Source organism: Streptomyces sp. NPDC048650 (genome assembly GCF_043199095.1).
Taxonomy (GTDB): domain Bacteria; phylum Actinomycetota; class Actinomycetes; order Streptomycetales; family Streptomycetaceae; genus Streptomyces.
In genome coordinates, this window is record NZ_JBICVM010000005.1 from 168,203 (window position 1) to 193,078 (window position 24,876).

Consider the following 24,876-nt stretch of genomic DNA (forward strand, 5'->3'; position numbering starts at 1 on the left):
ACGCGCGTCACCGGACACCTCCGTCGTGATCGTCGCTGGTGCTGTCCGCGGTCAGCAGCATCTGGCGTACGTCCAGGTAGCCGGCGCGGAACCCGGCCTCGGAGTAGGCCAGGTAGAACTCCCACATCCGGCGGAACGTCGTGTCGAACCCCAGCGTCGTCACGTCGTCGGCCCGCTCGGTGAAGCGTTCGCGCCACAGCCTGAGGGTTTCGGCGTAGTGCGCGCCGAAGCCGTCGTCCTGAGCGACCCGCAGCCCGCAAGCCGCTGCCTCCTGCTCGATGGCGTCGACGGAGGGAATGATGCCGCCGGGGAAGATGTATTTGTGGATCCAGGTATAGGTGGTGCGGGTGGCGAGCATCCGCTCGTGCGGCATCGTGATCGCCTGGATCGCGATCCTGCCGCCCGGGGCCAGGAGGCGCCGGAGGGCGGCGAAATAGACGGGCCAGTACCGCGCGCCCACGGCTTCGATCATCTCGACGCTCACCACGGCGTCGTAGGTGCCCTCGACCTGCCGGTAGTCGCGCAGGTCCACCGAGACCCGGTCCCCGTAACCGGCCTGGGAGACACGCCGGGTGGCCAGCGCCCGCTGTTCCTGGGACAGGGTCACCGTGACCACCTCGGCGCCGCGCCGGGCGGCGCGCAGCGCCAGCTCGCCCCACCCCGTGCCGATCTCCAGGAGTCGGGTGCCCGCACCGACACCCGCCAGGTCCAGCAGCCGGTCGATCTTGCGTTCCTGGGCGGCGGCCAACGCATCCCACGTGGCGGGAAGGCCGCGGAAGACGGCCGACGAATAGGTCATGGTCGTGTCCAGGAAGAGCGCGAACAGGTCGTTCGACAGGTCGTAGTGCCGGTGGATGTTCTCCCGGGAGCCCGCCAGGGTGTTGCGCTGCGCGCTCGGCTGCCGCCGCGCCCAGACAGCGCGCAGCCGCTGCAGCGGGCGGGGCACCAGGGAGCCGACGTGGGAGGCGAGGACGGTCAGCGCGCCGACCAGGTCGTCGGCGTCCCACTCCCCGGCCATATAGGACTCGCCGAAGCCGATCAGCCCGTCGCCGCCGACCCGGCGGAAGAACGCCTGCGGATCGTGTATCCGCACCAGCGGACCCTCGGTACCGGAGACGGCGCCGTTGCCGCCGGCGCACCGAAGCGGCAGGGCGGCCAGCGCCCGCCGCACGATCTGCCGCGTCACGGCGGTTCTCGCCGCGGAGGCACGCGGCGGGCGCGCCACGTCGGGCCAGGCCGCCGCGTCCACCTGTGTGCGCGCCGCCGGCACGTGGGTCACCGGCCGGGCGGCGGCGACGGGAGCGGTGCGGTCCGAGACGGAAGTCTTCACTTCGGGCACTCCTGGATACGGTGACGGGGGCGGGGGACGAGAGGCAGTCGGCGCAGGAACAGGCAGATGCCGTGCCGGCGGATCCCCGCCGCGACGGAGGCCGTCGACCACGGATGGCGGAACGCCGCGGACAGCAGCTGCCCGGTGGTGGCCGGGCGCCGGCTGCCGCGCACGGTCGCGGTGAACGGCCGGGTGTCGCCGCGCCGCAGCGCCACCGTCAGGTCGAGCCGGTCGCCCGGTTCGGGCAGCCGCATCCGGTAGTCGCCGTCCACGGGGAAGAACGGCGAGACGTAGAACTCCTTGGGGACGTCCGCCCGGCCCCGCGCGTCGGGGCGCAGCAGGTAGCAGTGCCGCTCGCCGTAGGTGTTGTGCACCTCGGCCACCACGCAGACCGGGGCGCCGTCCCGGTCGTGGCACCAGTACAGCGTCAGCGGGTTGAAGACGTATCCGAGGACCCGGGCGTGCGCGAGCATCAGCACCCGGCCCCCGTCCAGCCGCACATCGTGGGCGGCCAGGAAGCGTTCCAGACCGGCCCGGACGGTCGGCCCGGTGCCGGCGAAGTGGTCGCGGTGGTCGAAGCGGGCCAGCGGGCGCAGCGGGCGGGGCAGCCGTGGGAGATGGTCGAGGTCGACCAGCCACAGATAGGTGCGGTGACGGAACGAGTGGCGTATCGGTGCGGTGCGGGCGTGTGCGACCACACAGTCGTAGAGCGCCGGTTCAGGGGCGCCGGTGACGATCGCGCCGGTCGGCACGGCGGTACGGGTGCTCACCACCGCACCCCCAGCGCCGCGGCCGCCTGCACCCCGGAGCGGCATCCGTCCTCGTGGAAGCCCCAGCCGTGGTAGGCGCCGGCAAACGCGGTCACCGCCGTGTTCAGCTGCGGCAGATGCTGCTGCGCGGCCACCGACTCCGGTGTGTAGACGGGGTGTTCGTACGTCATGCGGGCCAGGATCCGGTCGTCGGCGATCCGGTCGGTGGCATTGAGGGTGACGACGAAGTCGTCGCCGGAGGACAGCCGTTGCAGCCGGTTCATGTCGTAACTGACCTTCACCTCGTCGGCGGAGGTGTGGCAGGAGTCCATGAGGTAGTTCCACGAGGCCCGCGCCGCGCGGGCGCGCGGCAGCAGCGAGGTGTCCGTGTGCAGCACGGTGGTGTTGCGCGAGTACTGGAAGGCGCCCAGGTACCGCCGTTCGTCCGCGGTGGGCTCGGCGAGGAGCTCCAGCGCCTGGTCGGGGTGGACGGCGACGACCACGGCGTCGTACGCGCGTTCCGTACCGTCCTCGGCGACCACCCGCGCCCGGTCCGCCGAGCGGTGCACGGCGCGTACCGGAGTGCCGGTGTGGACGGCGGTCAGCTCCTTGCCGATCCGGCCGACGTACTCCGCCGAGCCGCCCGTCACCGTCTTCCACTGCGGCGAGCCGCTGACCGACAGCATGCCGTGGTGCTCCAGGAAGCGGAACAGATAGACGGCCGGGTACCGCATGGCGGTCTCCGGCGCGCACGACCACACCGCGGACACCAGCGGTACGACGAAGTGGGTTTCGAAGTACCGGGAGAAACCGCACGTGGTCAGGAACCGGCGGAGCGTCAGCGTGTCGTCGCCGCGGCCCTTCGCCAACGTCGTGCGCGCCGCACGGTGGAAGGCCCGCACCTCCGTCAGCATCCGCAGATAGCGGCCGCGCAGCGCACTGCGCGGCCGGGCGAACAGGCCGGCCGGCCCGCGGGCCCCGGCGTACTCCAGACCGCAGCCCTCACACCGTACGGACATGCTCATCTCGGAGTCCTGGGTGGCGACGCCGAGTTCGCGGAACAGCCGCAGCAGCAGGGGGTAGGTGCGCTCGTTGTGGACGATGAACCCCGTGTCCACCCGGATGACCCCACCGCCCCGCGCGGGCAGGTCATGGGTGTGGGCATGACCACCGAGACGGTCCGCCGCCTCGTACAGCGACACCTCACGGCCACCCTGCTGCAGGACGTGGGCCGCGGTCAGCCCCGCCACCCCACTGCCCACCACAGCCACCTGTCGAGGGACCACGGCCACTCCTCCCTGCCGTTCGGGCCCGCTCCGGTCCTGCGGAACCCGCCTTTTGACACGAGTTCGGAGCCGCACGACGCACGGATTGGTGAACGGATCCCGGAAGTTGCCGGCAGCTGCCGAAGGACCCGCCCGATGCGGGCATGCCGCGGCGGCGGGCCGCAGCCATGAAAGGCCGTGGCCCGCCGCCGTCCCTGCGGCGAGCGCGGGCGGTTACACGGGGAGCAGCGCCAGCGGCGGGCTCGTCGGCCGACTGGAGCCGCCCGGAGGTTCCGCCGTCACACCGACACCGTCCGCGCCGCGCGGCCCGCCGGTCAGCAGCAGCGCGCCGCCGGCGTGACCGGTCTCGACGAGCCCGGCGGGCACCATCGTGCCGTTGCGGCTGTACCAGAGTTGATAGACCCGGGAGCCGGGCAGCTTGGGCAGACCGTGGTAGACGAAGGCGCTGCGGTTCTGCTGCCGGGAGGAGACCACCGTTCCGTTGCCCCCGCCCTTGAGTGCGGTGCGGTGGAAGGTGGCGTCCGGCGCCGCCATCAGCGCGCTCAGCGCGCTCGCCCGTTCCTCGGCGCGGGTGTTCCGGTCGCGCTGCTGATCGGCCTCGTGCTGGGCGTGGACGGCCAGCCCGCCGGTGACGGCCGCCAGGACGAGGCAGGCGGCGGCGGCCAGATAGGGCAGCCGGTGCCGCAGCCGCCGGGTCAGGGGCACCACCGTCGCCTCCTGCCGCACCGGCGGCAACTGGCGGACCTCGGGCAGTGCCGCCATCACCCGGGTCCGCAGTCCGGCCGGCGGCACCTCGGCGACGGCCAGCGCCAGCCGGGCCGCGGTCTCCCGCAGCTCCCGGACTTCCTGCGTGCACGCCGGGCAGTGCGCCAGGTGACGGGCGAACTCGTCCGCCTCGCGCCCGGACAGCGCGCCGAGGGCGTAGGCACCGGTCAGCGTGTGCAGATCGACGGTGTTCATGCCGATACCCCCAGGCAGTCACGGAGCCGGATCAGGCCGTCGCGCAGCCTGGTCTTGACGGTTCCCAGGGCCGAGCCCAGCAGGTCCGCGGTCTCCCGGTACGTGTACCCGCGGTAGTAGGCGAGCGTCACGGATTCCCGCTGCAGTGCGGTCAGCTGCTCCAGACAGCGCCTCACCTGCTCCCGCTCCAGGCGCCGCTCGACCTGCTCACTGACCTCGTCGAAGGGCGCGGTGTACGAGCGCGCCCCGGCCCGGTGCTCGCGGTCGGCGGCCGCCTGCGCGGAGCGCACCCGGTCCACCGCGCGCCGGTGTGCCAGCGTCATGATCCAGGCCATGGCGCTGCCCTGACGGGCGTCGTAGCGGGCGGCGGACCGCCACACATCGATGAGGACCTCCTGGGCGACCTCCTCGGACTGGGCCGGGTCCCTCACCACCCGGCGGACCAGGCCCAGCACGGCGCCGGCCACCGCGGTGTACAGACTCTCGAACGCCTGCTGGTCGCCGCGGGAGACGCGGTCGAGCAGGGACTCCAGGGCGCCATGGTGCGGCGCCGGGGACTGGTCGCCGCGTGCTGCGACGGGCATGGACACCTCCGGACAGTGACCTACGTGGACACTGCCGATTCGGAACCGGGCGGGATACGGATGGGTCGGCGCGCACATTCTTGCCTGAGCGGCGCGCACTTCCCGGGTGAGGTGTGCCGTGGGGCGGCCCCGGAGTGCCGGGGCCGCCCCACGGCACCGTTCCTTCGGTGACCGCCTACTTCTTGGGCAGCAGGACGCTGTCGATGATGTGGACGGTGGCGTTGGAGCTCCGGACGTTGCCGCAGACGATCTTGGCCGAGTCGTCGACCTGGTACGACTCGCCGGAGCCGGAGGTGGTCAGCGTGGTCTTGGCGAGGGTGTCGTAGGAGCCGCCGGCCAGCTTGTCGGGGGAGACCTTCTCGCCGACGACGTGGCCGGTGAGGATCTTGGTGAGCATGGCCTTGTCGGCGAGGACCTTGTCCAGCCGAGCCTTGGGGATCTTGCTGAAGGCGTCGTTGGTGGGAGCGAAGACGGTGATGTTCTTGGCGCTGTTGAGCGTGTCGACCAGGCCGGCCTTCTTGACGGCGGTGACCAGGGTGGACAGTGCCGGGTTGTGCGAGGCCGCGGTGGCCACCGGGTCCTTGGCCATGCCGTCGAAGTTGCCCTTGCCGTCCTTGGGCACCGTCGAACACGCCGGACCGAACGGCTTGGCCATGGCGTCCGTGCCGCCCTTGCCGGCGCTGCTGTCCTTCGACGGCTCGGACGCGGACGAGGACGTGTCGGACGCCTTGTCCTTGCTGCCCATGTCGTCGGAGCAGGCGGCCAGTGCGATCGGCAGGACCGCGGCGGCGGTGACGGCAAGAGCGGTACGGCGGAAACGCAGGGTGCTCACAGGGATCTCCCCGGGGTCCGGTGCGGTCGACGGGGACGGCCTCGTGGACGTGCTCGGCCGTCGCGCGAGCAGATGGAGCACCACGGCCGCGAGGAGCGCCCCCACGACGGAGGGAACGGCGTCCAGCGAGCCGGTGGAGTCCGGCCGCCCGGTCGCGGCCAGCGCGCCCACGGCGCCGAGGACCAGCACCCCTGCGGGCGCCGCCCTCCGGAACCGCGGTGCCAGCGTACCCAGCGTCATGGCGAAGAGCGCGAGCACCACGACGATGCCCAGTTGAAGGACGAACTTGTCGTTGCTCCCGAAGTTCCGGACGGCCCAGTCCTTGACGCCCGCCGGCGTGCGGTCGATGGCCGCACCGCCGACGGCCGTGACCGGGCTTGCCTCGGGGCGTACCGCGGCCGAGACCAACTCCGCGACGGCCAGCGCCGAGTACCCGGCGACCAGGCCGCTCAGCGCGCCCAGTGCCGTGTGCAGAAGAGTCTTCCGTCGCGAGCTCATACCCGTCATTCGGGCCGTCTCCCGAGGTGGATTGGTCGGCCGGCGAAAGGATTTCCGCCGGGGCGTGCCGGCCGGCTCGGACTCCCCACGGCGCGCCCCGGGCTTCGGGGAGAGCCGAGTGGCAAGCTGGTGCGTCCCACCGGCCGGCGCGCGGCAGCCGGCCGGGCGCAATAGCCTTGGGAAGCCGGTTCACTTGGGCGAGGGCCCACCTCACCGCGCACTGCCTTTGGGTCGGCCGGCCGAACCCCTGCGGCAGCGGCACCGGGCCCGGACCCACCACGCCACCAAGGGACGAAAAGGTCGTTATGGGAACTCAGCAGCCGGATGCGCACGGCGAATCAGCGGTCGGCATCCGGTCACGCGCGGAGGTCGTCCACGCCCGCGAGGCGCTGGAAGGACTCCCTCCCGGTCACTCCCGGCAGACCCGGATCGCCCAGGGTGCGCTGGCGGCCTACCGGTGGGCGCTGGGAGTCGAGGCGGCCTCTCCCATCACAGGCGCCCGCGGTGGCGGGTCGCCCGCCCTGCCGCTGCTGACGGCCGAGGTCGATGCGGCGGCGGTACAGCTGGAAGGCACCGCACGCGACACAGCGGCACGCGACTACATCCAGGGCGTCCACACGGCACTGGCCTGGATCTGCGGGCACATCGACCAGCGTCCCTGAGCGTCGCCGCCTCCCCGGTGCTCCGGACCCGAGCCGCGGGACGGCCCGACGGAGGGCAGGTGCCCCGGACCGGCAGCAGGCCGCGGACGGCCGGCTCCCGCGCAGGTGCCGTTCCGTTCCCACCCCGAGCGGGACCGAATCGTGCCGTTCTCCGCATGCCGACCGCGGTCCGGTACCGGCGGTGTCACCCGCCCCGCCGGCCTGCCGTAACGTACGAGGGCTCGCGGAAGGCGCGAGCGCGGTGACGTCTGTGTGCGGAATGCGGTCCGGGGCAGGCTGAACCCTGTGGTCGCGACCTGTTCGCGACCACGACAGTGTGTCGAAGTGGGCAGTTCTGCCCGTACCAGTGGAAGGACTACGCAGTGAGCGGGACCGAGGATGCCGTACGGACGCGGGTGACCGATGTGCTGCGTGCCGATGCCGACGCGATCTCCGATCACTGGGTACGGCTGCAGCTCGGGCGTGCCTCGGAAGCGGAAGTCCGCGAGGCGGAGCTGCGCGAGGAGGCCGACGCACTGATCGTGGCGCTCCTGGCCGGCCTGGAGAGCGGCACGCCGGTGGAGCGGGTGGTGGCCTCCCGTCGCGAACTGCACCAGACCGTGGTGGAGTTCGCGATGCGACGCGCCCGCCGCGGGGCCACCCCGACGGGGACCGCCCTGGCGGTGCTGGCGCTGAAGGAGGCCCTGCTGGCGGCCATGAAGCGGCAGACCGGCGATGCCGAGCAGCTTCTGGACTGCGCCATGCTGATCAACCGGCTGCTGGACAGCGCCGGTGCGCTGACCTTCGAGACGTTCGTGGAGGGCCGGGAAGAGATCATCCGGCGTCAGAGCAGACAACTGCTCGAGGTGTCGACGCCCGTCGTACAGCTGTGGCGCCAGGTCGTGGCGGTCCCGCTGATCGGCACGCTGGACACCGCGCGGGCGCAGGTGGTGATGGAGAACCTGCTGGAGGCGATCCAGGAGAAGGAGGCGCTGGTCGCCATCATCGACATCACCGGCGTCCCCACGGTCGACACCTCGGTCGCGCAGCATCTGATCCAGACCGTCAACGCCGTGCGGCTGATGGGCGCCGACTGCGTCATCAGCGGCATCCGGCCGCCCATCGCCCAGACCATCGCCCAGCTGGGAATCGATCTGTCGACCATCCTCACCCGCGCGACGCTGGCCGACGCCCTCGCGGCCGCGGTCAAGCTCACCGGGCCGGGGGCGGCCCTCGACACGGTGGCGGGCCGGTGAACGCTCCTTCGTCCGGCGTGCCGATCCTGCGCCTGGGGGATGTGCTGGTCACCGGACTCCTCAACGAGCTCGACGACACCTCGGCGGTGGTGTTCACCGAGGAACTCACCAGGCGGATCACCGACGACGGGGCGAGCGGTGTGCTCATCGACATCTCCAGGATGGAGATCATCGACTCCTTCGCGGCCCGCATGCTGATGGAACTGACGTCGATGGCCCGGCTGTTGGGGGCCCGAGTGATCGTCGCGGGCATGCGCCCACCGGTGGCGATCACCCTTGTGGAGCTGGGACTGAAGCTCACCGGCGTGGAGACCGCACTCAACGCCGAACAGGGCATGGCGGCCCTGGGCTGGAGCCAGACCCCCCGACCCTCCGAGGAGGATCTGCGTGACCTTCGCGGGTGAAGTGAACGCAGTGGACGCAGAGCTCACAGTGAGCGGCGACAACGGCACCACCGTCCACGACGTGCGTACGCAGGAAGACCTCCTCCTGCTCCGCCACGCGGTGCGCGCGGCGACCGTCCGCGCCGGTTTCAGCATCGTCGACCAGACGCGGGTCGTCACCGCGGCCAGCGAGCTGGCCCGCAACGCCTACATCCATGGCGGCGGCGGCACGATGAGCGTCGAGCTGCTGGCCGGGTCCGAAAGGCGTCCGCTAGGGGTGCGCCTGACGGTCCGCGACGACGGCCCCGGTATAGCCGACGTCGCGACGGCCCTGACCGACGGGTTCACCACGGGCCCGGGGCTGGGGCACGGACTCGGCGGCGCCAAGCGCCTGATGGACGAGTTCGAGGTCGATTCCGTTCCCGGGCAGGGCACCACGGTGGTCGCGACGCGCTGGGCAGCCCGTTGACGGGCTCCCCGGACGTGATCACGGCGCTGGTCCCCATCGACCACTACAGCGCGGTGCAACTGGCGGCGGACACCGCGAAGTCGGCCGCCAAGCGGTGCCCGCTGCCCGGTTCGATGCCGGACCAGGCCGCCGTCGTCGCCTCGGAACTCGCCAGCAACCTCGCCAACCACGCCGTCCAGGGCGCCTTGTACATCCACCAGCTCGCGCTCGGCACCGGCATCGAGATCGTCGCCGTGGACCGCGGGCCGGGGATTCGCGACGTCCAGGAGTGCCTGGCCGACGGCTACACGACCAACGGCACGCTCGGGGCCGGGCTGGGGGCGGTGATGCGTATCGCCACGGCCTTCACCATCCGTTCGCAGCCCGGACACGGCACCGTGGCCGGTGCCCGGCTCGCCGTCCCGCAGCAGTCGGAGGTCGACGGGATCGGGGCGGTGTGCGTGGCGGCCGACCGGGAGCAGGACTGCGGTGACGGCGTCGCCGCCGTGGAGCACGAGGGGATGCGCACCGCGGTGGTCGTGGACGGCCTCGGGCACGGGCAACTGGCATCGGAGGCCGCCCGGACGGCGCTCCGGGCCTTCCACCGGGCCCCCGACGCCCCGGTGCCCGACATCCTCACCACGATGCACCGCGCTCTGCGGCACACCCGCGGCGCGGCAGTCGGTGTGCTGCGTCTGGACGCCGGCTCGGCGCAGTACAGCGGCATCGGCAACATCCGTGCCCTGACCCTGGACCGGCACGACGTCGGCCATCGGCTCACCGGACAGCCGGGAGTCGTGGGTCTGAACATGACCGCCCCCCGTATCCACCGCTTCCCGCTGCCGCCCGATGCGACCGTGGTGCTGCACTCCGACGGAGTCGACCACCGGTGGGCCAGGACACCCACGCCGTTCCTCCATCGCCTGCCGCCGCCCCTGCTGGCGGCAGCGGTCCTCCACGACCACCGCCTCGTCCGCGACGACGCCACCGTGCTCGCCGTCCGCCCCCTCCAGAGCCAGCCGTGATCCCCCACACCTTCCACACACTGCCGGCCGTCCGCAGCGCCGTGCGCCGGATCAGCTCCACGCACCAGCTGCCGGCCGAGACCCGGGCCCGGCTTGCGCTCTCCGTGAGCGCCCTCGCGGCTCCCGTGCTCCGGGCCGGACACCATGTCACCCTGCGCACCGCGTTGACGCCGGGGACGACCGACCACGAACTGCTGACCGTCACGATTCGGCCCGCCCGCCCCGACCAGAGGCTGCAACTGGACGGGCTGCCGCTGACCGCGCACGCCCTGGCCGACGGTGCGGCCGCCTGGCACATTCCCGTCACCGCGGAGCGGCCGAGCGTGCTGTCCGGGCCCCTGCCGCCCGCCGAAGCGCCGGGGGAGGAGGCGGACGCCACGGCCACCGGCGGACCCGAGGCGGAGATCAAGGAGCTGGAGGCGGAGCTGGCGGCGGCTCTGAAGAGCGTCGACTCCCTCACCTCCCAGCTGCAGCGTCTCCAGAGCGAGCTGAACGAGACCAACAGCGGGGTGCTCGCCCTCTACGTCCAGCTGGAAGAGCGCGACGAGCAACTACGGCTGGCACACGGCCAGATGCTGCGGGAACTCGAGGACGCCCTGCGGCCCTCGCCACCCGTCATCGACGGACTCGAACTCGCCGTCCACTACGCGCCCGCCGGCACCGACGCCCCCACCGGCGGAGATCACTACGACTGGTTCCGGCTGCCCGACGGCAGCGTCCACATCACCGTCGTGGACGCCCTCGGCCACGGGATACGGAGTACCGGCAGCGCGCTGAACGTCACCCACGCCGTGCGCACCCTCGCCCTGGAAGGCCACCCCCTGGCGTCGATCGTCGCCCGTACCGACGAAATCCTCGCCCCCTTCGATCCGGAGCTGATGGCCACGCTCGCGCTGGTCCGGATCGATCCCGGCACAGGGGAGATGCAGCTGGCCAACGGCAGCCACCCGCCCCCGCTGCTGCTGCGCGGCGACGGGAGCCACGAATACCTCACCGTCCGCGGACGCGGCGTGGGCTATCCGCTGCCGGGGAGCGACGCCGTACTGCGCAGGCGGCTCGCGGAGGACGATCTGCTGCTGCTCTACACCGACGGTCTCACCGAGAGCCGACGGGACCCGATCGAGGGCGAGAAGCGTCTCGTCCGGAGCGCGAAGGCGCATACGCAGCACCGCATCGAGGACATCCCCGGGCGTATCGGGCGGGATATGCACACCCTCATCCTGCACGCCGACGACACCCTCGCCCTCGCCGTCCGTCGCACCTGCGCTCGGTGAACCCCCTGGCGCCTTCGTGACCGGCGCGCGGTGGCCGCGGGGGCGGTAGCCCTCCTCGCGCCCGCCGCCGCCCGCTGCGGTGCCCCGGTGCGAGTGCAAAAACCAGACCGAGTTTGTTTTTGAACTCGGTCTGGTTAGTCTGGTGTCATGACAGGGCTTCGGGAACGCAAGAAGGAACAGACCCGGCAGCGGATCGGCGCGGTGGCCCGGCGGCTGTTCGTCGAGCGCGGCTTCGACGCGGTGACGGTCAACGAAATCGCCGAGGCCGCGGAGGTGGCCAAGGCGACGCTGTTCACGTACTTCCCCACGAAGGAGTCGCTCGCCCTACAGGGGGTGGGGGAGCACGACTTGGCCGAGATCGTCGCCCGGCGCCCGCCGGAACAGTCCCCCCTGGAGGCGCTGCGCGCCCACCACCGCGCTGTCGCCTCCCGGCACGTGTCGGCAGAGGAGACCGAGGCCCTGATCGCCTCGGTGCGGGTGATCTTCGACAGCTCCGTCCTCAGCAGCGCCGCCAACGGCCTGCGCTACCAGCAGCGCCAGGCCCTGGCCGAGGTGCTGGCCGAGGAGCACGGCCGGACGGCGGCTGCGCTCATGGCGGCGCAGATCGCCGCGTCCCTGCTCACCCTCCAGGAGTCGTACTTCCAGCGCCTGCTCGACGGCGGATCCCCGCAGCAAGCGGGCCGCGCGCTGGTCGAAGACGTCGAGCTCGCCTTCGACCTGCTGGAACACGGTCTCGACCCGGCACGAAAGAGGACATGACATGCGCGCCCGCGGCATCAACTACGACACCGGCATCTTCCCCGGCGACCACTTCACCCGGAAGACCTTCACCCCCGAGGCGGTCCGCGACGAAATGCGGGTGATCGCCGACGAGCTGCACTGCGACGCTATCCGCATCTCCGGCCGCGAGCCGGAGCGGCTGGGCACCGCCGCCCGCCTGGCCGCGGAAGCCGGCCTCGAGGTCTGGTTCGCGCCCTTCCCCGTGGACGTCCCGCCCGAGCAGGTGCTGCCGCTCTTCGCCGACTGCGCGCGGCGGGCCGAGGAGATCCGGCAGACCGGCGCCGAGGTGGTGTTCGTCGCCGGATGCGAGATGAGCGCCTTCTGCAGCGGCTTCCTCCCCGGGGACACCTATGTCGACCGGATTCGGTCGATGGTCTCCGCCGACCTGACGTGGTGGACCTCCCTGGGGCCGGTGCAAGAACGCCTCAACGAGTTCCTGGCCCAGGCGGCCGCCACCGTCCGCGCCCATTTCGGGGGCCGGATCACCTACGCCTCCGGCCCCTGGGAGTCCGTCGACTGGCAGCCGTTCGACCTGGTCAGCGTCGACGCCTACCGGACCGGCGACGACGGCGACAGCTTCCGTGGCCACCTGCGCGAGTTCTTCTCCCACGGCAAGCCCGTGGCGATCACCGAATACGGCACCTGCGCCTACCGCGGGGCCGGTGAACTGGGCGGCATGGCCTGGCAGCCGCCGGCGGGAGCGGTCCCGGACGAGGGCGAGCAGGTGCGCTACCTCACCGACCTGCTGGACCTCTTCGAGGAGGAAGGGGTGGACACCGCCCTCTGGTTCATCTTCGCCAACTACGACAAACCCGGCGACCGCGACATCGCCTCCTACGGCGTGGTCCGGATGCTCGACGAGACGCGCTGGGAGCCGAAGCAGGTCTTCCGGACGATGGCCGCGAGGTACGCCCGCGACTGAGGGGGGCGGACGCACCGTAGCGAGGCCGCATGCACGGTGGTGCCGTGGGCCGGCAACCACGCCTGGACCGCGGGAGTTTCCGGACGGCCGCGACGGCCGGCGGGGTCGGCGGCGCCCCGGCCGCAGAGCACCTTCGGCGGCATCGCCCTTTCGCCGGGCGTGCCGCGGCACGCCGCAGAGCGAAATCACCTTCACCGCTCCGCCGTTTTGGATACCGATGTCGGGGCAGCAGAGCTGTTGTCGGGACAACAGCTCACGACCTGCTTGTTCGCGCCGCACAGAAGGGATGTCTTATGAGCACCAATGTCTGGGGATACCTGCCGGATTCCGGATACATGGCGGGCACGGTCCTTCTGGGGTACGGCGTCGAGGCGCTCGACGGGAGTATCGGGAAGGTGGACAAGCATTCCGACGAGGTGGATTCCCAACATCTCGTCGTCGATACGGGCCCTTGGCTCATCGGTCGGCGTGTGGTGCTGCCGGCCGGAGTGGTGACCGGAATCGACGAGGACGAGAAGAAAGTCTTCGTCGGCCGCACAAAGGAAGAGGTCGAGGGAGCGCCGCCCTTCGAGAGCGGCAAGCAGGAGGTCGGCGCCGACTATCTGCAGCAGATCGGGACCTACTTCGGTGGATTTCCGCTCATGTGATGCCGAAAATTCCGGTGGCAGGTCTGGTGAGGCAAGAGGGGGGCGGGGGCGGGGCCGGCCGGTGGCCGGCCCGACGCCCGCACCGTGGGGCGTCGCCGCGCGATCCGGGTGAGGAAGAGTACGGCGTGAAATCCCCGAAAGGGGGAAGCCCCCGAAGGGAACGTCTCCGCACCCCGCGCAGGCGAATGCCGGGCACGAGTCGACAAGGGGAGGTGAGAGGTGTGACGGAAACGCAGCAGGTCCCGGTGAACGCGGCGGCCGACGGGCGGGACCACGTCCGGGATCTCATCGCCGCTCACCGTCCGCAGGTCGACGAACTCTCCGTGATGGACGCGCTACTGGTCACGTCGGAATTGGTGACCAATGCACAGAGGCACGGAGGTGGAATTGCCGGATTCTTTGCCCGGATTGTCGCCGATTGCCTGGAAGTGACGGTCATCGACTACAGTCCCCGTCATCCCAGCACGGTCGCCGGACGGGAAAAGTACGCGGTCGGGGGGTACGGGTGGCCGATGATCCAGCAACTCGCCACCGGCATCGCCATCGCCCGCACGGCGGACGGCAAGGCCATTACCGTGACGATGTCTCTCGCCGGTGACCGCTCGCCCGGCTGAGCCGTCACAGAAGGGAAAAGCCACCGCGCACGGACCCGAATCCGGGCAACCTGCGCCCGCCCCGCCGCAATGCCGGCCCCTTTCGAAGAACGTGGGAGAAGGCGAGGCCGCCGGGTGCCGGGGGCCTCGCGGGTTCATCCGGGGCCGTGGCATCCTGAAGGATATGATGATGGGGAATTCACCGGCCGAGGTCACTGCCTCCGTCGAGGGCGAGTGCCGCGTGATCCGGGTGTCCGGCGGCCTCGACTACGACAGCGCCTCACTTCTCGGAGCGGCGCTCACCGAATCCCTCCAGGGCGACACCGCGCGCACGGTGATCGATCTGTCGGCAACCGATTTCGCGGACTCCACCTTTCTCCATGTGCTGCTCAGCGCGCACCGCAAACACCAGCGAGCGCAGCGGGAATTGGTGATGGCCGGTCCTTTCCATGCGGTCGTCGACCGGCTTTTTGAGATCACCGGTACGGCCGGTCACTTCACATTCGTCGACAGCGTCTCGCGTGCGCTTCGTGCATGACGGTGCGGCCCTCGCGGCGGCGCCCGGGGCCGGACGGACGCACGGAGTGCCCGTGACGGCGGCCGAAGCGCGTCACCTGGTGTCCCATGCGCTGCAGCGGGCGAGCGCGGCGGTAGCCGAACGGGCCCTCGTCGATGCCCTCCTGGTGGCCACGGAGCTGTTCACCAATGCGCAGCGGCACGGCGGCGGCCTCGTCGACTTCACCGTCCGCGTCGTCCGAGGTCACCTGGAACTCTCCGTCGAGGACGGGAACGTCCTGGTGCCCGCCACTGCCGCCGCGCGCGCTCCCGACGCTCCGGGCGGCTACGGCTGGCCCCTCGTGCAGCGGCTCGCTCGCACCGTCGACGTCGCCGTGACCGCGACGGGCAAGACCATTCGGGTCACGCTGCCGTTGTGACCTAGCGGCCGGGCGGCATGCCCCGTCGCCGGAATCCTGGATTTCCCGGCCCTCTTGCCGTCCGTCCCGGAGGCTGTGCCGCTCAGCGGTTCACGGCGTCGAGCATGGTGTCGGCAAGTGTGAAGTATCCGGTGGTGCCGGTGACATCGAAGAGCCTGCCGATGATCTCGTGGAACGGGCCCGCGACGATCAGCTTGCGTGCCTCGCGGTGATGGGCACGCTGGGCGGCGAGCAGCACATGCAGCACGGTGGAGTCGGCGAAGTCGGTGAGCGACAGATCGACGACGGTACGGGGCGCACCGGAATCCTTTGCCAGCGCGCACGCCTCTTTGAGGAGGGCGGAACTGTCGTCATCGAGGGACCCGCTGACACGGATGACGAAGACGTCGCCCTCGACCGCATGGGTCACCACAACCGGCGTGTGAACGTGCATGGGCGACAGCATGCCATGAGGTTCGGACAAAGGTTCTGGACAGCCCACTGTTCGGCCATATCGACAACTCGTCAAGAATTCGACGACTCCCCCCGGCAATCGACAACTCCTCAGCCGGCGGGCGGGTGTTGCCGCCGCTTCGTCGAGCGCCGGGCCACCGGCCGGCGGGCCTCCTTCGCTCCTGGCTCCCGGACAACTCCCGTACGCATTGCCGGCCTTGTGCGCCCGTTCCGAGTTCCTTTATCCACACCTCCGGCGCGGGAAAGGCGCGGTATCGGAAGGCCGAAAAGGAACAGTCCGGAGTGCGGGAAGGAGTACGGCGTCGGCCTGCCCCGGTGTCGCCTCCGGGCATGACGGGAGCAGACCGAACCGGACGAGCCGCTGCCGGTCACACCCGCCGCACGGCCACCCCCGCGGCGGCCAGCGCATCGGTCTCCTGGCTCGGTGCGGCCTCGTCGGTGACGACGGCGTGCAGAGCGGCTGCGGGAGTGACGAACGCGAGGGCGGTACGGGAGAACTTCGCCGCCTCCGCGACGGCGATGACGCGCCGGGACGAAGCGATCGCGGCGCGCTTCACGGCAGCGTCGTCGAGGTCGTACGCGGTCAGACCGTCCGCCGCGGTCAGGCCGCAGCAGCCGAGAACGGCCGTGTCGAAGCGTAGGGCGCCCAGCGACGCATGGGTGAGCGGGCCGGTCAGCGCCAACTCTCCCGGCCGGGGCCGTCCGCCGGGCACCAGCAGCGTCAAGTGGGCCGCTCCGGTGAGGGCATTGGCCGCATGCAGGGAGAGCGGCATCACGGTCAGACGGCGGTGCTCCAGCGCGCGGGCCACCTCCAGGCAGGTGGTGCCGCTGTCCAGGACGACGGACTCGCCGTCCGCGATCAGCCCAGCGACCTCGGCGGCGATGCGCCGCTTGCGTTCCTGACCCTCCTGCACCCGTAGGGCGAAGGGGGGTTCGGCGCCGCGCAGCAGCAGGCTCCGCGCTCCGCCGCGGTAGCGCTCGAGGACACCCTGCTCGGCCAGGACCTCCAGGTCGCGGCGGATGGTCATCTCCGAGGCGCCGGTGAGCGCGGCGAGTTCCGAAACGCCGAGGCGGCCCGCCTCGCGCACCGCGTCGGTGATCTGTCTCAGTCGGTCTGTGCTCGCCATGGCCGGATTGAACATCGATCTCGCGTGAAAAGCAATCTTACGAACAAGAAACTTGTTCGCTATGTTCGTTCCCATGGAAAGATCACTGCGGATCGGCAGGCTGGCCACCTTCGCCTGCTTCGTCCTGAACGGCTTCCTCATGGGGATGTGGGTCGTCCACATCCCCGTCGTCGAGCACCGTGCCGGGATCAGCCACGCCGTGCTCGGCTGGCTCCTCCTGCTGCTCGGCGCGGGAGCCGTTGCCGGCATGGGAATCGCGGGTCCGCTCGCCGACCGCTTCGGCGCCCGCACGGTCGTCCCGGCCGGTGCGGCCCTGTGCAGCGCCACGCTCGTTCTGCCGGGCCTGGCGACCGACGTCTGGACGCTGGGGGCGGCGCTGCTGGCACTCGGGTTCGGCAACGGCTGCCTGGACGTCGGGATGAACGCCCACGCCGTGCAGGTGGAGCGCGGCTACCGACGGCCCGTCATGTCCGCCTTCCATGTCACGTTCTCCCTCGGCGGGGTCCTTGCCGCACTGGTCGGCGCCCGCGCACTCGACCGCGGCTGGAGCCCGACGGTGACCCTCGGCGCGGCGGCGCTCGCCGGCCTCGTCGTCACCGTACTGACCGCCCCCGCACTGCTGCGGCCCGAGCCCGCCGGGCAAGCCGCACCGGCGGCCGCCGGGCAGCGCACCCGGCGCCGTACTCCCCGGCGTATCTGGACGCTGGCCGCCTTGGCACTGATGCTCATGCTCTGTGAAGGCGTGGCGAACGACTGGAGCGTGTTGCATCTGCGGGACGTCCTGGGCGCGCCCGCCGCCACTGCCGCCCTCGCCTACGGGGCGTTCGCCACCGCCATGACCATCGGCCGTCTGCTGACCGACCGGGTGGCCGCGCGCTTCGGGCCGGTGGCCGTGCTCCGGCACGGCGCGTCGGTGGCCGCGCTCGGCCTGACGGCGGTCGCACTCTCCCCGTGGACACCCCTCGCACTGACCGGCTGGGCGCTGTTCGGGGCCGGGCTGTCCGGCTGCATCCCCCAACTCTTCAGCGCCGCGGGCCATGCCGACCAGGACGCGGCCGGCGCCAACGTCTCACGCGTCGCCGGCCTCGGCTACCTGGGCATGCTCGCCGGACCCGCCGTCATCGGACCGCTGACGCACGCCGTCCCGCTCAACCTGACATTCTTCCTGCCCGTGACGTGCTGCCTCGTCGCCGCCTGCGCGGCGGGCATCCTGCGGTCCGGGCGTCGCACCCCCACCCTCCTGGAGGCTGAGACCGTATGACCGACACGCACCGTGCGAGCGGAGAGCGCACCGTCTTCCGGTATTCCACCGTGGAGTGCGACGGCGAACGCCTCAGCTGCACCGTCGCGGTCCCGTCGACGGTCCCGTCGACGGACCCGGCGACGCCCTCCCCGCCCCTGACGGCCGTCCTGCTGCACGGCGCCGGCACCAGCGACTCGGCACGCCTGACCGGTCTGCTGGCCGACTTCGCCGCCCGCGGGCACCACGCGCTCGCCTTCGACTTCTCCGGGCACGGCGACAGCTCCGGCCGCCTTGGGGAACTGAGCCTGCAACGCCGGTTCACGCAGGCCAAAGCCGTGATCGACCATCATGCGGGGCCCGGGCACCGGCTGGCGCCGATCGGGTTCAGCATGAGCGGGCAGACCGTCGCCGACCTGGTGACGCACTACGGATCACGGGTCACCGCCATCGGGCTGTGCGCCCCCGCGGTGTACGCGGCCCAGGCGTGGTCCGTCCCCTTCGCCGCGGGCTTCACCGGGATCATCCGCACACCGGACAGCTGGCGGCGGTCCTCCGCACTCGACGTCTTCCGGTCGCTGGCCACCCGCTCGGTGCTCGTCACGCCCGGTACCGACGCGGTCATCCCCCCGGCCGTCACCGAGGCCGTCGCCGCCGCCCTCGGCGCCTCCCGCTCGCACCACACCCGGCTCGTCCACCACGAAGCCGATCACCGGCTGGGCCTGTGGTTCGCCGACCACGCCGTCCCACGCCGCCGCTTCGTCGACACCGTACTGCGCGGTACCCCGTACGAGACGGCGCGGACGACCTGACCGGAGACGGCACACGACGTGCGCTTCCGGTGAGGGCCCACGGCCCCGCCGAAGCACCTGCTGAGCGCCGCCCGGCCCGGACTCGCCCCGCACGGGCCCCGGACGACACCGCTACGCGGCCTCGTCGCCGACGCCGTTCCCTTCGCCTTCCTCCCCTTCCTCCTCGTCCGCGTAGAAGTACTCGTCGAGTGCGGCGATCGCGTCCTGGGCCCGCCGGGCCAAGTGGCGGGAGCAGAGCCACCGTTCACGGGCCGCGGCATCGGAGGGCGCGGGGAACTCGTCCGGCGCGTAGAGGTGGCCGAGCAGGGACGGCAGGGCGTCATCGCTCTCGGGGTGGCCGTCGTCGCCGTGCGGGCACTCGGCGTCGAGAGGGGCGGTGTCCACCGTGCGCAGGGCGGTCCGCAGCTCCTTGCCCACGCTGTAGGGCATCTCGTCCAGATCGTCCGCGTACCACGCCATCACCAACAGCAGAACGGCTCGTTCACGGGGGTCGTCGGCGGCGCCGCCGAGACACCGACGGGCCGCCCATGCGGCGTGAACGGCAAGCGCATACGCTCGGCGTTCGCCGCCGGGTAGGAAGTGAAGCCGGGCGCCGCCGCCGTCGACGCGGGTGGCGAGCGACCGTCCCGCGGTCGTTCTCGATCTGGCGGGCCCCGGACCCGGAGCCCTGGCGGGTCGCCCGGCCCGGAAGGCGGGTTGGAGGTGCTCAACGTGGTGCCGGCCCGGCGGCTGCCCGTCGAGTACCTCTCGGCTGTGCGGGCGGGCCTGGTGGCGGGGCTCGGCGGGGTGGCCGCCGCGGTGCTGCTCACGGACGGTGGCTTCCACGAGGTGGACTCCTCCGAGTACGGGTACGGGATCGCCGGACAACAGGCCGGCCGGGCCGCACTCATCGGCGCGGGGGTGCTGCCACCGGAGGCGGCCGACACGCTGCGTTGGGCGACCTGGCCGGGTCGACGCCGCCCCCGGCGGGGCGACCGTTCGGCCGGGCGGTCCGGAGAGCCGGGCGGCGGCGTACGGCGGACCGGCGGGTGAAGAGGCGGGTGCCGCGCGGCCTCCGGAGGCGGCCCGCGCGGGGTGAGCCGCTCCGCGGCGGTAGCGACACCCGGGCCGGACCGCGCCGTTGAGCCGTGTGCTCGGGCACCATGCACAGGTGGGGGCGCGGCTCGACTCCGTACTCGTCTGACCGGCCCTGTCCGGTGGATCACGAACGAAGCCAGCCAGCCAGACCCCGATCACGGCGAGTGTGAGGGCGAGGGCGAGTGCGAGTGCGAAGGCGGCGTTCCTGCGTTCCTCGACCCTCGGCCCCGAGGGATGAGCAGGGCGAGGGGCGGCGTCCACTCTCACCAGCGAGCCGTTGAACTGCCGAAAAATTCTCGGCATCTCCTCCAGAGGAAAGGGTGTTCGGGAGTTCCGGGCTGTCTAGCATGGACGCACTGATGCTGCCGGGCACGGTGCACGGACGCTGTGGCTGTGGCTGTGGCTGTGGCTGTGGCTGTGGCTGTGTCCGGGGCCGGACCTACGTCCCGCGCCAAGGGCTGCGGCCGCATTCCGAACGACCTCGGGAGGCGTGGAGTGCCGCGACCCGGCCTCAAGGAACTGTCCTCGCCCCGGGTGTGGGGGCCCGGAGGTGTTCTTCTCGCGGGCGGCCTGCTGGTGGGGCTGGTGCTGACCGGTGGACCGGAGGGCGCCGGCCGGTCCGTGCCGGCCACGGCGGACGGACTGCCGCACACCACCGTCGACGTGTCGCCGGGCGGTTGCGGCCGGGGGTGGGTGCATCCCCGGCCCGGCGCCCAGGTCTTCGACCTGCACAACACGTCCGCTACGGCTGCGGAGGTCTATCTCAAGGCCGCGGGAAGCGGGGCCGTGTACGGCGAGGCGGAGGGGATCGGCCCCGGAACCACGCGGCAGCTGCGGGTCCGGCTCGGCCGGGGTGCGTACGCCTTCATGTGTCTGCCGGACGATGCCGAAGCGGTCACCGGGCCGACGGTCCGCATCCACGGTGGCGGCCGCGGGGGACCGGCGGCGGCACCGGTCACCGAGCACGACCTCATCCCCCCGACGCTGGGCTACCAGAAGTGGGTCGCGCGCGGCCTCAACGGCCTCGTCGACCGGGCCGCGAGACTGCGGGACGCGATCGGGCGCGGGGACCTGCCGGCCGCTCGGCGGGACTGGCTGTCCGCGCATCTCGCCTACGAGCGGCTCGGCGCCGCGTACGGGGCGTTCGGTGACGCGGACCAGAAGATCAACGGCACCGGGGCCGGTCTGCCGGACGGCGACCAGGACCCGGCCTTCACCGGATTCCACCGCATCGAGTACGGGCTGTGGCACGGTCGTTCCGCCGACACCCTGCGCGGCCCGGCCGCCGCGCTCGCCGACGATGTGCAGCGGCTTCGCGACGATTGGGCGCAGGCGCGGATGGACCCTGCGGAACTCGGCCTGCGGGCGCACGAGATCCTGGAGAACACCCTGCAGTTCGAGCTGACCGGGCGCACCGACTACGGCAGCGGCACCAGCCTGGCCACCGCCCGCGCCAACCTCGACGGAACCCGGGCCGTCCTCGTCCGGCTGCGCCCCCTGTTGGTGACCCGGTACCCCGATGTCCCCGCGCTGGAGGACGAGTTGAGCCGGGCGCAGCGCATGCTCGACGGCTTTCGGCAGGGCGGGCGGTGGACTCCACAGGCCCGCCTCGACCGTACGCAGCGGGAGCGGACCGACGCGCTGCTCGGGGATCTGGTGGAGCGGCTGGCGTCGGTGGCGACGCTGTGCGATGTGCGGAGAATGGTGTGAGCGGTGTGAGCGGTGTGAGCGATCTGCACGGCGTCGGCAGGCGGCGGTTCCTGCGCGGTGCGGCCCTGGCCGGGGCCGGTCTCGCGGCCGGTGGTGCCGCGCCCGCCGACGGTACGCAGCAGGCCGGCGTGACGGTCCCGATGCCCGGCCCCGGCCTGGCCCCGAGGACCCCGACGCCGATTCCCTTCCACGGCGCCCGTCAGGCGTCGGTCCTGGCGCCGCCCTGCCGGGTCACCGCGTTCACCGCGTTCGACGTCACCGCCGAGAACCGCCACGAGCTGGCCGATCTGCTGCGTGGTCTCACCGCACGCGCGCGGTTTCTGACCGGCGGCGGTGCACCGGCTTCCGTCGGCATCACCGGCCCGCCCACCGACTCCGGCATCCTGGGGCCGCAGGTGCCGGCCGGTGCGCTGTCGGTGACGGTCGGCCTGGGGGCGTCGTTGTTCGACGACCGCTTCGCGCTGCACGGCCGCGCGCCGCGCCGCCTGAAGGCGATGCCCTCGTTCCCCGACGACGACCTGCGGCCCGAGTGGTGCCACGGCGACCTGAGCCTCCAACTGTGCGCCGATGACGCGGACACCGTGCTGCACGCCCTGCGCGACATCGCGCGGCACACCCGGGGCGGGATGCAGGTCCGCTGGCGGCTGGACGGCTTCAGCAGTCCGCCCCGGCCGTCCGGTACGCCCCGCAACCTCATGGGGTTCAAGGACGGCACGGCCAATCCGGACGGGCGCAGTGCCCGGGAGATGGACCGGCTGGTGTGGGTGGGACGCGGCGCCGGCGAGCCGGACTGGGCGGTCGGCGGCAGCTATCAGGTCGTGCGCCTGATCCGCATGCTGGTGGAGTTCTGGGACCGGGTCTCGCTGACGGAGCAGGAGCGGATGTTCGGCCGCGCCCGGGAGACGGGAGCGCCCCTCGACGGCGACGCCGAACACGACACACCCGACTATCCCCTCGACCCCAAGGGCGATGTGATCCCCCTGGACAGCCACATCCGGTTGGCCAATCCCCGTACCGCGGCCACGGCCGACCAGCGGATCCTGCGGCGGGCCTACAACTACGACAAGGGCGTGGACGGCAACGGCAACCTCGACATGGGCCTGCTGTTCTGCTGCTACCAGCGGGACCTGGTCCGCCAGTTCGAAACCGTCCAGCACCGGCTGGCCGGCGAGCCGCTGACGGACTACATCACGCCCTTCGGCGGCGGCTACTTCTTCGCGCTGCCGGGGGTGCGTGAGGCAGCGGACTGGTACGGCCGGGCATTGCTCGGCTGAACAGTGGGCGAGAAGAGTCACGAAGAGTCAATACACGGTCAAAGATTGACCTTGCATACCTGACTCGGTGTTCACTCCGGCGTCATGATGGCTCTGCCGGGCCGCCGTCCGCCCGGCAGAACATCCCGGCCGTACCGCACCACCACGTCCCTGTCCGGAGGGTGAACCAGCATGGCCAGTAGGGGAAGAACAGCAGCACTGAGGAGCCTGGGAGCCCTCACGGGCGCCGCGGCCCTCGCGGTCCTGGGCGCGGGGGCCCCCTCGTGGGCCGCCGACGGGCAGCACCCCGGCTCCTCGCCGGGCACAGCCACCCCGATCAAGCATCTGGTCGTGCTCTTCGACGAGAACATCTCGTTCGACCACTACTTCGCGACCTACCCCGAGGCCGCCAACACCGACGGCACCAGGTTCACCGCCGCTCCGGGGACGCCCCGGCGCATCGACAACCTGCGCACCGCCGGGCTGCTCAAGCACAACCCCAACCAGTACCTCCCCAAGCGGCTCACCCCCGAACAGGCCATGACCTGCGACCAGAACCACGACTACGGGCCCGAGCAGTACGCGTACAACGGAGGCAAGGCCGACCGGTTCGTCGAGAACACCGACTCCGGCAAGTGCTCCGGCGGTCTCTTCGGCGAGCCCGGGCTGGTGATGGACTACTACGACGGCAACACCGTCACCGGACTGTGGAACTACGCCCAGCACTACACGCTCAACGACCGTTCCTTCGGCTCGGTCTACGGCCCGTCCACGCCGGGAGCGATCGACCTGGTCTCCGGGCAGACCCACGGCATCGTCTCCATGGACCCGGCCTCCGGCACGGAGAACCCCCGGCAGACCGACAAGCCCGACCCGCACGTCGTGAAGTCGCCCGACGCGAAGGGCGTCGGCACGATGGTCACCGACCCGGAGCCGGCGTACGACGACTGCTCCAACAAGGACCACACCGGCAAGAGCGCGCTCGGCGCGATGCAGGGGCGCAACATCGGTGACCTTCTCAACTCCCGGAAGGTGAGCTGGGGTTGGTTCCAGGGCGGCTTCCGGCCCAGCACCCCGTGGGACGGCCGGCCGGACCACTTCGCCGAGTGCGGCGGGACCACCCACACCAACGTCGGGGGAGCGGCGGTCGTCGACTACAGCCCGCACCACGCGCCCTTCGAGTACTACCGGTCGACGTCCAACCCGCACCACCTGCCGCCGAAGAGCGTCGACGAGATCGGCCACGCCGGACCGGCCAACCACAACTACGACCTGACCGACTTCGACGCCGCACTCAAGGCGGGCAAGTTGCCGGCCGTCAGCTTCCTCAAGGCCCCCGAGTACCAGGACGCGCACGCCGGCTACTCCGACCCGATCGACGAACAGCACTTCCTGGTCGGCCAGATCAACCGCATCCAGCAGTCGCCGCAGTGGAAGGACACCGCCGTCGTCATCGCCTACGACGACTCCGACGGCTGGTACGACCACACCTACGCCCGGCCCCGCAACGGCTCCAAGGACACCTCGACCGGCTCCAACGGCAAGCCCACCGACAGCCCGGCCTGCCAGGCGGGCCCCGTGGCCGCCGGCGGATACCCGGACCGGTGCGGCCCCGGCACCCGGCAGCCGCTGCTGGTGATCTCCCCGTACAGCAAGGTCAACAAGATCGACCACACCCGGACCGAGCAGACCTCGATCATCAAATTCATCGAGGACAACTGGCACACCGGCCGGATCGGCGACGCCGCCTTCGACACCCGCGCCGGCTCGCTGGCGGGCATGTTCGACTTCCGGCACCCCAACAACCGTCAGGTGCTGCTCAACCCTGACGGTTCGGTGAAGTCGGTCGGTCCGGTCCGGCACGTCGATCCGGTCGTGACGAAGATCGCCCCCGGCCCCGCCATGCGGAACGTGGCGCTGGAGGGTGACTCCGCCGGCTTCCCGGTGCTCCCGGCCGGCGTCGGCGCGGCCGTGCTGGCGGGCGGCGTCACCGGCACCTTCTTCGTGCTGCGCCGCCGCAAGGAGCGAGGTGCCGCCCGCCCCTGAGGACGGGGGAACACC

General features: G+C 71.7%; 27 protein-coding genes. 18 read left to right on the forward strand and 9 right to left on the reverse strand.

Features of this window, described 5'->3' with window-relative positions:
• Nucleotides 1-7: 7 nt before the first annotated feature.
• The 6 genes from ACGFML_RS15945 to ACGFML_RS15970 all read right to left on the reverse strand — a co-directional run bounded on the left by ACGFML_RS15945 (nt 8) and on the right by ACGFML_RS15970 (nt 5,741).
• Nucleotides 8-1,330, reverse strand: coding sequence for a class I SAM-dependent methyltransferase (locus ACGFML_RS15945; RefSeq protein WP_393544041.1), 1,323 nt, complete (start codon nt 1,328-1,330; stop codon nt 8-10).
• Nucleotides 1,327-2,100, reverse strand: a complete 774-nt coding sequence (locus ACGFML_RS15950; protein WP_393544043.1) for a DUF1365 domain-containing protein — start codon at nt 2,098-2,100, stop codon at nt 1,327-1,329. Before ACGFML_RS15950 ends, ACGFML_RS15945 begins: the two co-directional genes overlap by 4 nt.
• Nucleotides 2,097-3,365, reverse strand: a complete 1,269-nt coding sequence (locus ACGFML_RS15955; RefSeq protein WP_393544045.1) for an NAD(P)/FAD-dependent oxidoreductase — start codon at nt 3,363-3,365, stop codon at nt 2,097-2,099. The genes ACGFML_RS15950 and ACGFML_RS15955 overlap by 4 nt, the downstream gene beginning before the upstream one ends.
• 213 nt (nt 3,366-3,578) lie before the next feature.
• Nucleotides 3,579-4,325: an anti-sigma factor domain-containing protein gene (locus ACGFML_RS15960; protein WP_393544047.1), complete on the reverse strand. Its 747-nt coding sequence runs from the start codon at nt 4,323-4,325 to the stop codon at nt 3,579-3,581.
• Nucleotides 4,322-4,909, reverse strand: a complete 588-nt coding sequence (gene sigK / locus ACGFML_RS15965) for an ECF RNA polymerase sigma factor SigK (protein ID WP_393544049.1) — start codon at nt 4,907-4,909, stop codon at nt 4,322-4,324. The genes ACGFML_RS15960 and sigK overlap by 4 nt, the downstream gene beginning before the upstream one ends.
• 175 nt (nt 4,910-5,084) lie before the next feature.
• Nucleotides 5,085-5,741, reverse strand: a complete 657-nt coding sequence (locus ACGFML_RS15970) for a fasciclin domain-containing protein (RefSeq protein ID WP_393544679.1) — start codon at nt 5,739-5,741, stop codon at nt 5,085-5,087.
• A gap of 803 nt (nt 5,742-6,544) precedes the next feature.
• On the opposite strand from ACGFML_RS15970, the gene ACGFML_RS15975 reads away from it, so the two are divergent.
• The 12 genes from ACGFML_RS15975 (at nt 6,545) to ACGFML_RS16030 (ending at nt 15,143) form a co-directional block, all read left to right on the forward strand.
• Nucleotides 6,545-6,901, forward strand: a complete 357-nt coding sequence (locus ACGFML_RS15975; RefSeq protein WP_393544051.1) for a hypothetical protein — start codon at nt 6,545-6,547, stop codon at nt 6,899-6,901.
• A 362-nt stretch (nt 6,902-7,263) separates the two neighbouring features.
• Nucleotides 7,264-8,136: an STAS domain-containing protein gene (locus ACGFML_RS15980; protein ID WP_393544053.1), complete on the forward strand. Its 873-nt coding sequence runs from the start codon at nt 7,264-7,266 to the stop codon at nt 8,134-8,136.
• A complete protein-coding gene (locus ACGFML_RS15985; RefSeq protein WP_393544055.1) occupies nt 8,133-8,540 on the forward strand; it encodes an STAS domain-containing protein in 408 nt (135 codons plus the stop codon). Before ACGFML_RS15980 ends, ACGFML_RS15985 begins: the two co-directional genes overlap by 4 nt.
• On the forward strand, nt 8,524-8,988 hold the full coding sequence (locus tag ACGFML_RS15990) for an ATP-binding protein (RefSeq protein WP_393544057.1): 465 nt from the start codon (nt 8,524-8,526) through the stop codon (nt 8,986-8,988). The genes ACGFML_RS15985 and ACGFML_RS15990 overlap by 17 nt, the downstream gene beginning before the upstream one ends.
• Nucleotides 8,985-9,992, forward strand: a complete 1,008-nt coding sequence (locus ACGFML_RS15995; protein ID WP_393544059.1) for a SpoIIE family protein phosphatase — start codon at nt 8,985-8,987, stop codon at nt 9,990-9,992. The genes ACGFML_RS15990 and ACGFML_RS15995 overlap by 4 nt, the downstream gene beginning before the upstream one ends.
• Nucleotides 9,989-11,266: a PP2C family protein-serine/threonine phosphatase gene (locus ACGFML_RS16000; protein ID WP_393544061.1), complete on the forward strand. Its 1,278-nt coding sequence runs from the start codon at nt 9,989-9,991 to the stop codon at nt 11,264-11,266. The genes ACGFML_RS15995 and ACGFML_RS16000 overlap by 4 nt, the downstream gene beginning before the upstream one ends.
• 147 nt (nt 11,267-11,413) lie before the next feature.
• Nucleotides 11,414-12,025: a TetR family transcriptional regulator gene (locus tag ACGFML_RS16005; RefSeq protein ID WP_393544062.1), complete on the forward strand. Its 612-nt coding sequence runs from the start codon at nt 11,414-11,416 to the stop codon at nt 12,023-12,025.
• 1 nt (nt 12,026) lies between these two features.
• Entirely contained in the window at nt 12,027-12,968 is a 942-nt protein-coding gene (locus ACGFML_RS16010) for a hypothetical protein (RefSeq protein ID WP_393544064.1), read from the forward strand.
• 293 nt (nt 12,969-13,261) lie between these two features.
• Complete coding sequence (locus tag ACGFML_RS16015) at nt 13,262-13,615, forward strand: PRC-barrel domain containing protein (protein ID WP_393544066.1); 354 nt, start codon at nt 13,262-13,264, stop codon at nt 13,613-13,615.
• A gap of 221 nt (nt 13,616-13,836) precedes the next feature.
• On the forward strand, nt 13,837-14,229 hold the full coding sequence (locus tag ACGFML_RS16020; protein WP_393544068.1) for an ATP-binding protein: 393 nt from the start codon (nt 13,837-13,839) through the stop codon (nt 14,227-14,229).
• Nucleotides 14,230-14,392: 163 nt separating this feature from the next.
• The gene (locus ACGFML_RS16025) at nt 14,393-14,746 is read left to right on the forward strand and encodes an STAS domain-containing protein (RefSeq protein WP_393544070.1); all 354 of its coding nucleotides are present in this window, start codon (nt 14,393-14,395) and stop codon (nt 14,744-14,746) included.
• 52 nt (nt 14,747-14,798) lie between these two features.
• Nucleotides 14,799-15,143: an ATP-binding protein gene (locus tag ACGFML_RS16030; RefSeq protein WP_393544072.1), complete on the forward strand. Its 345-nt coding sequence runs from the start codon at nt 14,799-14,801 to the stop codon at nt 15,141-15,143.
• An 82-nt stretch (nt 15,144-15,225) separates the two neighbouring features.
• Here ACGFML_RS16030 and ACGFML_RS16035 read toward each other — a convergent pair whose 3' ends face one another.
• Nucleotides 15,226-15,576 (reverse strand): STAS domain-containing protein, encoded by a 351-nt coding sequence (locus ACGFML_RS16035; protein ID WP_393544074.1) that lies wholly within the window; start codon nt 15,574-15,576, stop codon nt 15,226-15,228.
• A 388-nt stretch (nt 15,577-15,964) separates the two neighbouring features.
• Nucleotides 15,965-16,723 (reverse strand): DeoR/GlpR family DNA-binding transcription regulator, encoded by a 759-nt coding sequence (locus tag ACGFML_RS16040; RefSeq protein WP_393544076.1) that lies wholly within the window; start codon nt 16,721-16,723, stop codon nt 15,965-15,967.
• A 73-nt stretch (nt 16,724-16,796) separates the two neighbouring features.
• Here ACGFML_RS16040 and ACGFML_RS16045 point away from each other — a divergent pair, with 73 nt between their 5' ends.
• Together ACGFML_RS16045 and ACGFML_RS16050 are read left to right on the forward strand one after the other, a co-directional pair.
• Complete coding sequence (locus tag ACGFML_RS16045) at nt 16,797-17,984, forward strand: MFS transporter (RefSeq protein ID WP_393544078.1); 1,188 nt, start codon at nt 16,797-16,799, stop codon at nt 17,982-17,984.
• Nucleotides 17,981-18,775 carry an alpha/beta hydrolase gene (locus tag ACGFML_RS16050; protein WP_393544080.1) on the forward strand — a complete coding sequence of 265 codons (795 nt, stop codon included), beginning with the start codon at nt 17,981-17,983 and terminating at the stop codon, nt 18,773-18,775. The genes ACGFML_RS16045 and ACGFML_RS16050 overlap by 4 nt, the downstream gene beginning before the upstream one ends.
• Before the next feature lie 111 nt (nt 18,776-18,886).
• On the opposite strand, the gene ACGFML_RS16055 is transcribed toward ACGFML_RS16050, so the two are convergent.
• A complete protein-coding gene (locus ACGFML_RS16055) occupies nt 18,887-19,234 on the reverse strand; it encodes a hypothetical protein (RefSeq protein WP_393544082.1) in 348 nt (115 codons plus the stop codon).
• Between the two features lie 243 nt (nt 19,235-19,477).
• Here ACGFML_RS16055 and ACGFML_RS16060 point away from each other — a divergent pair, with 243 nt between their 5' ends.
• From ACGFML_RS16060 to ACGFML_RS16075, 4 genes are all read left to right on the forward strand, one after another.
• Entirely contained in the window at nt 19,478-19,807 is a 330-nt protein-coding gene (locus ACGFML_RS16060) for a hypothetical protein (RefSeq protein WP_393544084.1), read from the forward strand.
• A 540-nt stretch (nt 19,808-20,347) separates the two neighbouring features.
• Nucleotides 20,348-21,562, forward strand: coding sequence for an EfeM/EfeO family lipoprotein (locus tag ACGFML_RS16065; RefSeq protein WP_393544086.1), 1,215 nt, complete (start codon nt 20,348-20,350; stop codon nt 21,560-21,562).
• Nucleotides 21,559-22,836 carry an iron uptake transporter deferrochelatase/peroxidase subunit gene (efeB, locus tag ACGFML_RS16070; RefSeq protein ID WP_393544088.1) on the forward strand — a complete coding sequence of 426 codons (1,278 nt, stop codon included), beginning with the start codon at nt 21,559-21,561 and terminating at the stop codon, nt 22,834-22,836. Before ACGFML_RS16065 ends, efeB begins: the two co-directional genes overlap by 4 nt.
• Before the next feature lie 171 nt (nt 22,837-23,007).
• Nucleotides 23,008-24,861, forward strand: a complete 1,854-nt coding sequence (locus ACGFML_RS16075; RefSeq protein WP_393544090.1) for a phospholipase C — start codon at nt 23,008-23,010, stop codon at nt 24,859-24,861.
• Nucleotides 24,862-24,876: the final 15 nt, after the last annotated feature.

Bases quoted from the DNA above. Each gene is read 5' to 3' on its own strand.
- ACGFML_RS15960 (WP_393544047.1), bottom strand. From the start codon at position 4,325: ATGAACACCGTCGATCTGCACACGCTGACCGGTGCCTACGCCCTCGGC.
- sigK (WP_393544049.1), bottom strand. From the start codon at position 4,909: ATGCCCGTCGCAGCACGCGGCGACCAGTCCCCGGCGCCGCACCATGGC.
- ACGFML_RS15975 (WP_393544051.1), top strand. From the start codon at position 6,545: ATGGGAACTCAGCAGCCGGATGCGCACGGCGAATCAGCGGTCGGCATC.
- ACGFML_RS16005 (WP_393544062.1), top strand. From the start codon at position 11,414: ATGACAGGGCTTCGGGAACGCAAGAAGGAACAGACCCGGCAGCGGATC.
- ACGFML_RS16010 (WP_393544064.1), top strand. From the start codon at position 12,027: ATGCGCGCCCGCGGCATCAACTACGACACCGGCATCTTCCCCGGCGAC.
- ACGFML_RS16015 (WP_393544066.1), top strand. From the start codon at position 13,262: ATGAGCACCAATGTCTGGGGATACCTGCCGGATTCCGGATACATGGCG.
- ACGFML_RS16025 (WP_393544070.1), top strand. From the start codon at position 14,393: ATGATGATGGGGAATTCACCGGCCGAGGTCACTGCCTCCGTCGAGGGC.
- ACGFML_RS16035 (WP_393544074.1), bottom strand. From the start codon at position 15,576: ATGCACGTTCACACGCCGGTTGTGGTGACCCATGCGGTCGAGGGCGAC.
- ACGFML_RS16040 (WP_393544076.1), bottom strand. From the start codon at position 16,723: ATGGCGAGCACAGACCGACTGAGACAGATCACCGACGCGGTGCGCGAG.
- ACGFML_RS16045 (WP_393544078.1), top strand. From the start codon at position 16,797: ATGGAAAGATCACTGCGGATCGGCAGGCTGGCCACCTTCGCCTGCTTC.
- ACGFML_RS16050 (WP_393544080.1), top strand. From the start codon at position 17,981: ATGACCGACACGCACCGTGCGAGCGGAGAGCGCACCGTCTTCCGGTAT.
- ACGFML_RS16055 (WP_393544082.1), bottom strand. From the start codon at position 19,234: ATGGCGTGGTACGCGGACGATCTGGACGAGATGCCCTACAGCGTGGGC.
- ACGFML_RS16075 (WP_393544090.1), top strand. From the start codon at position 23,008: ATGGCCAGTAGGGGAAGAACAGCAGCACTGAGGAGCCTGGGAGCCCTC.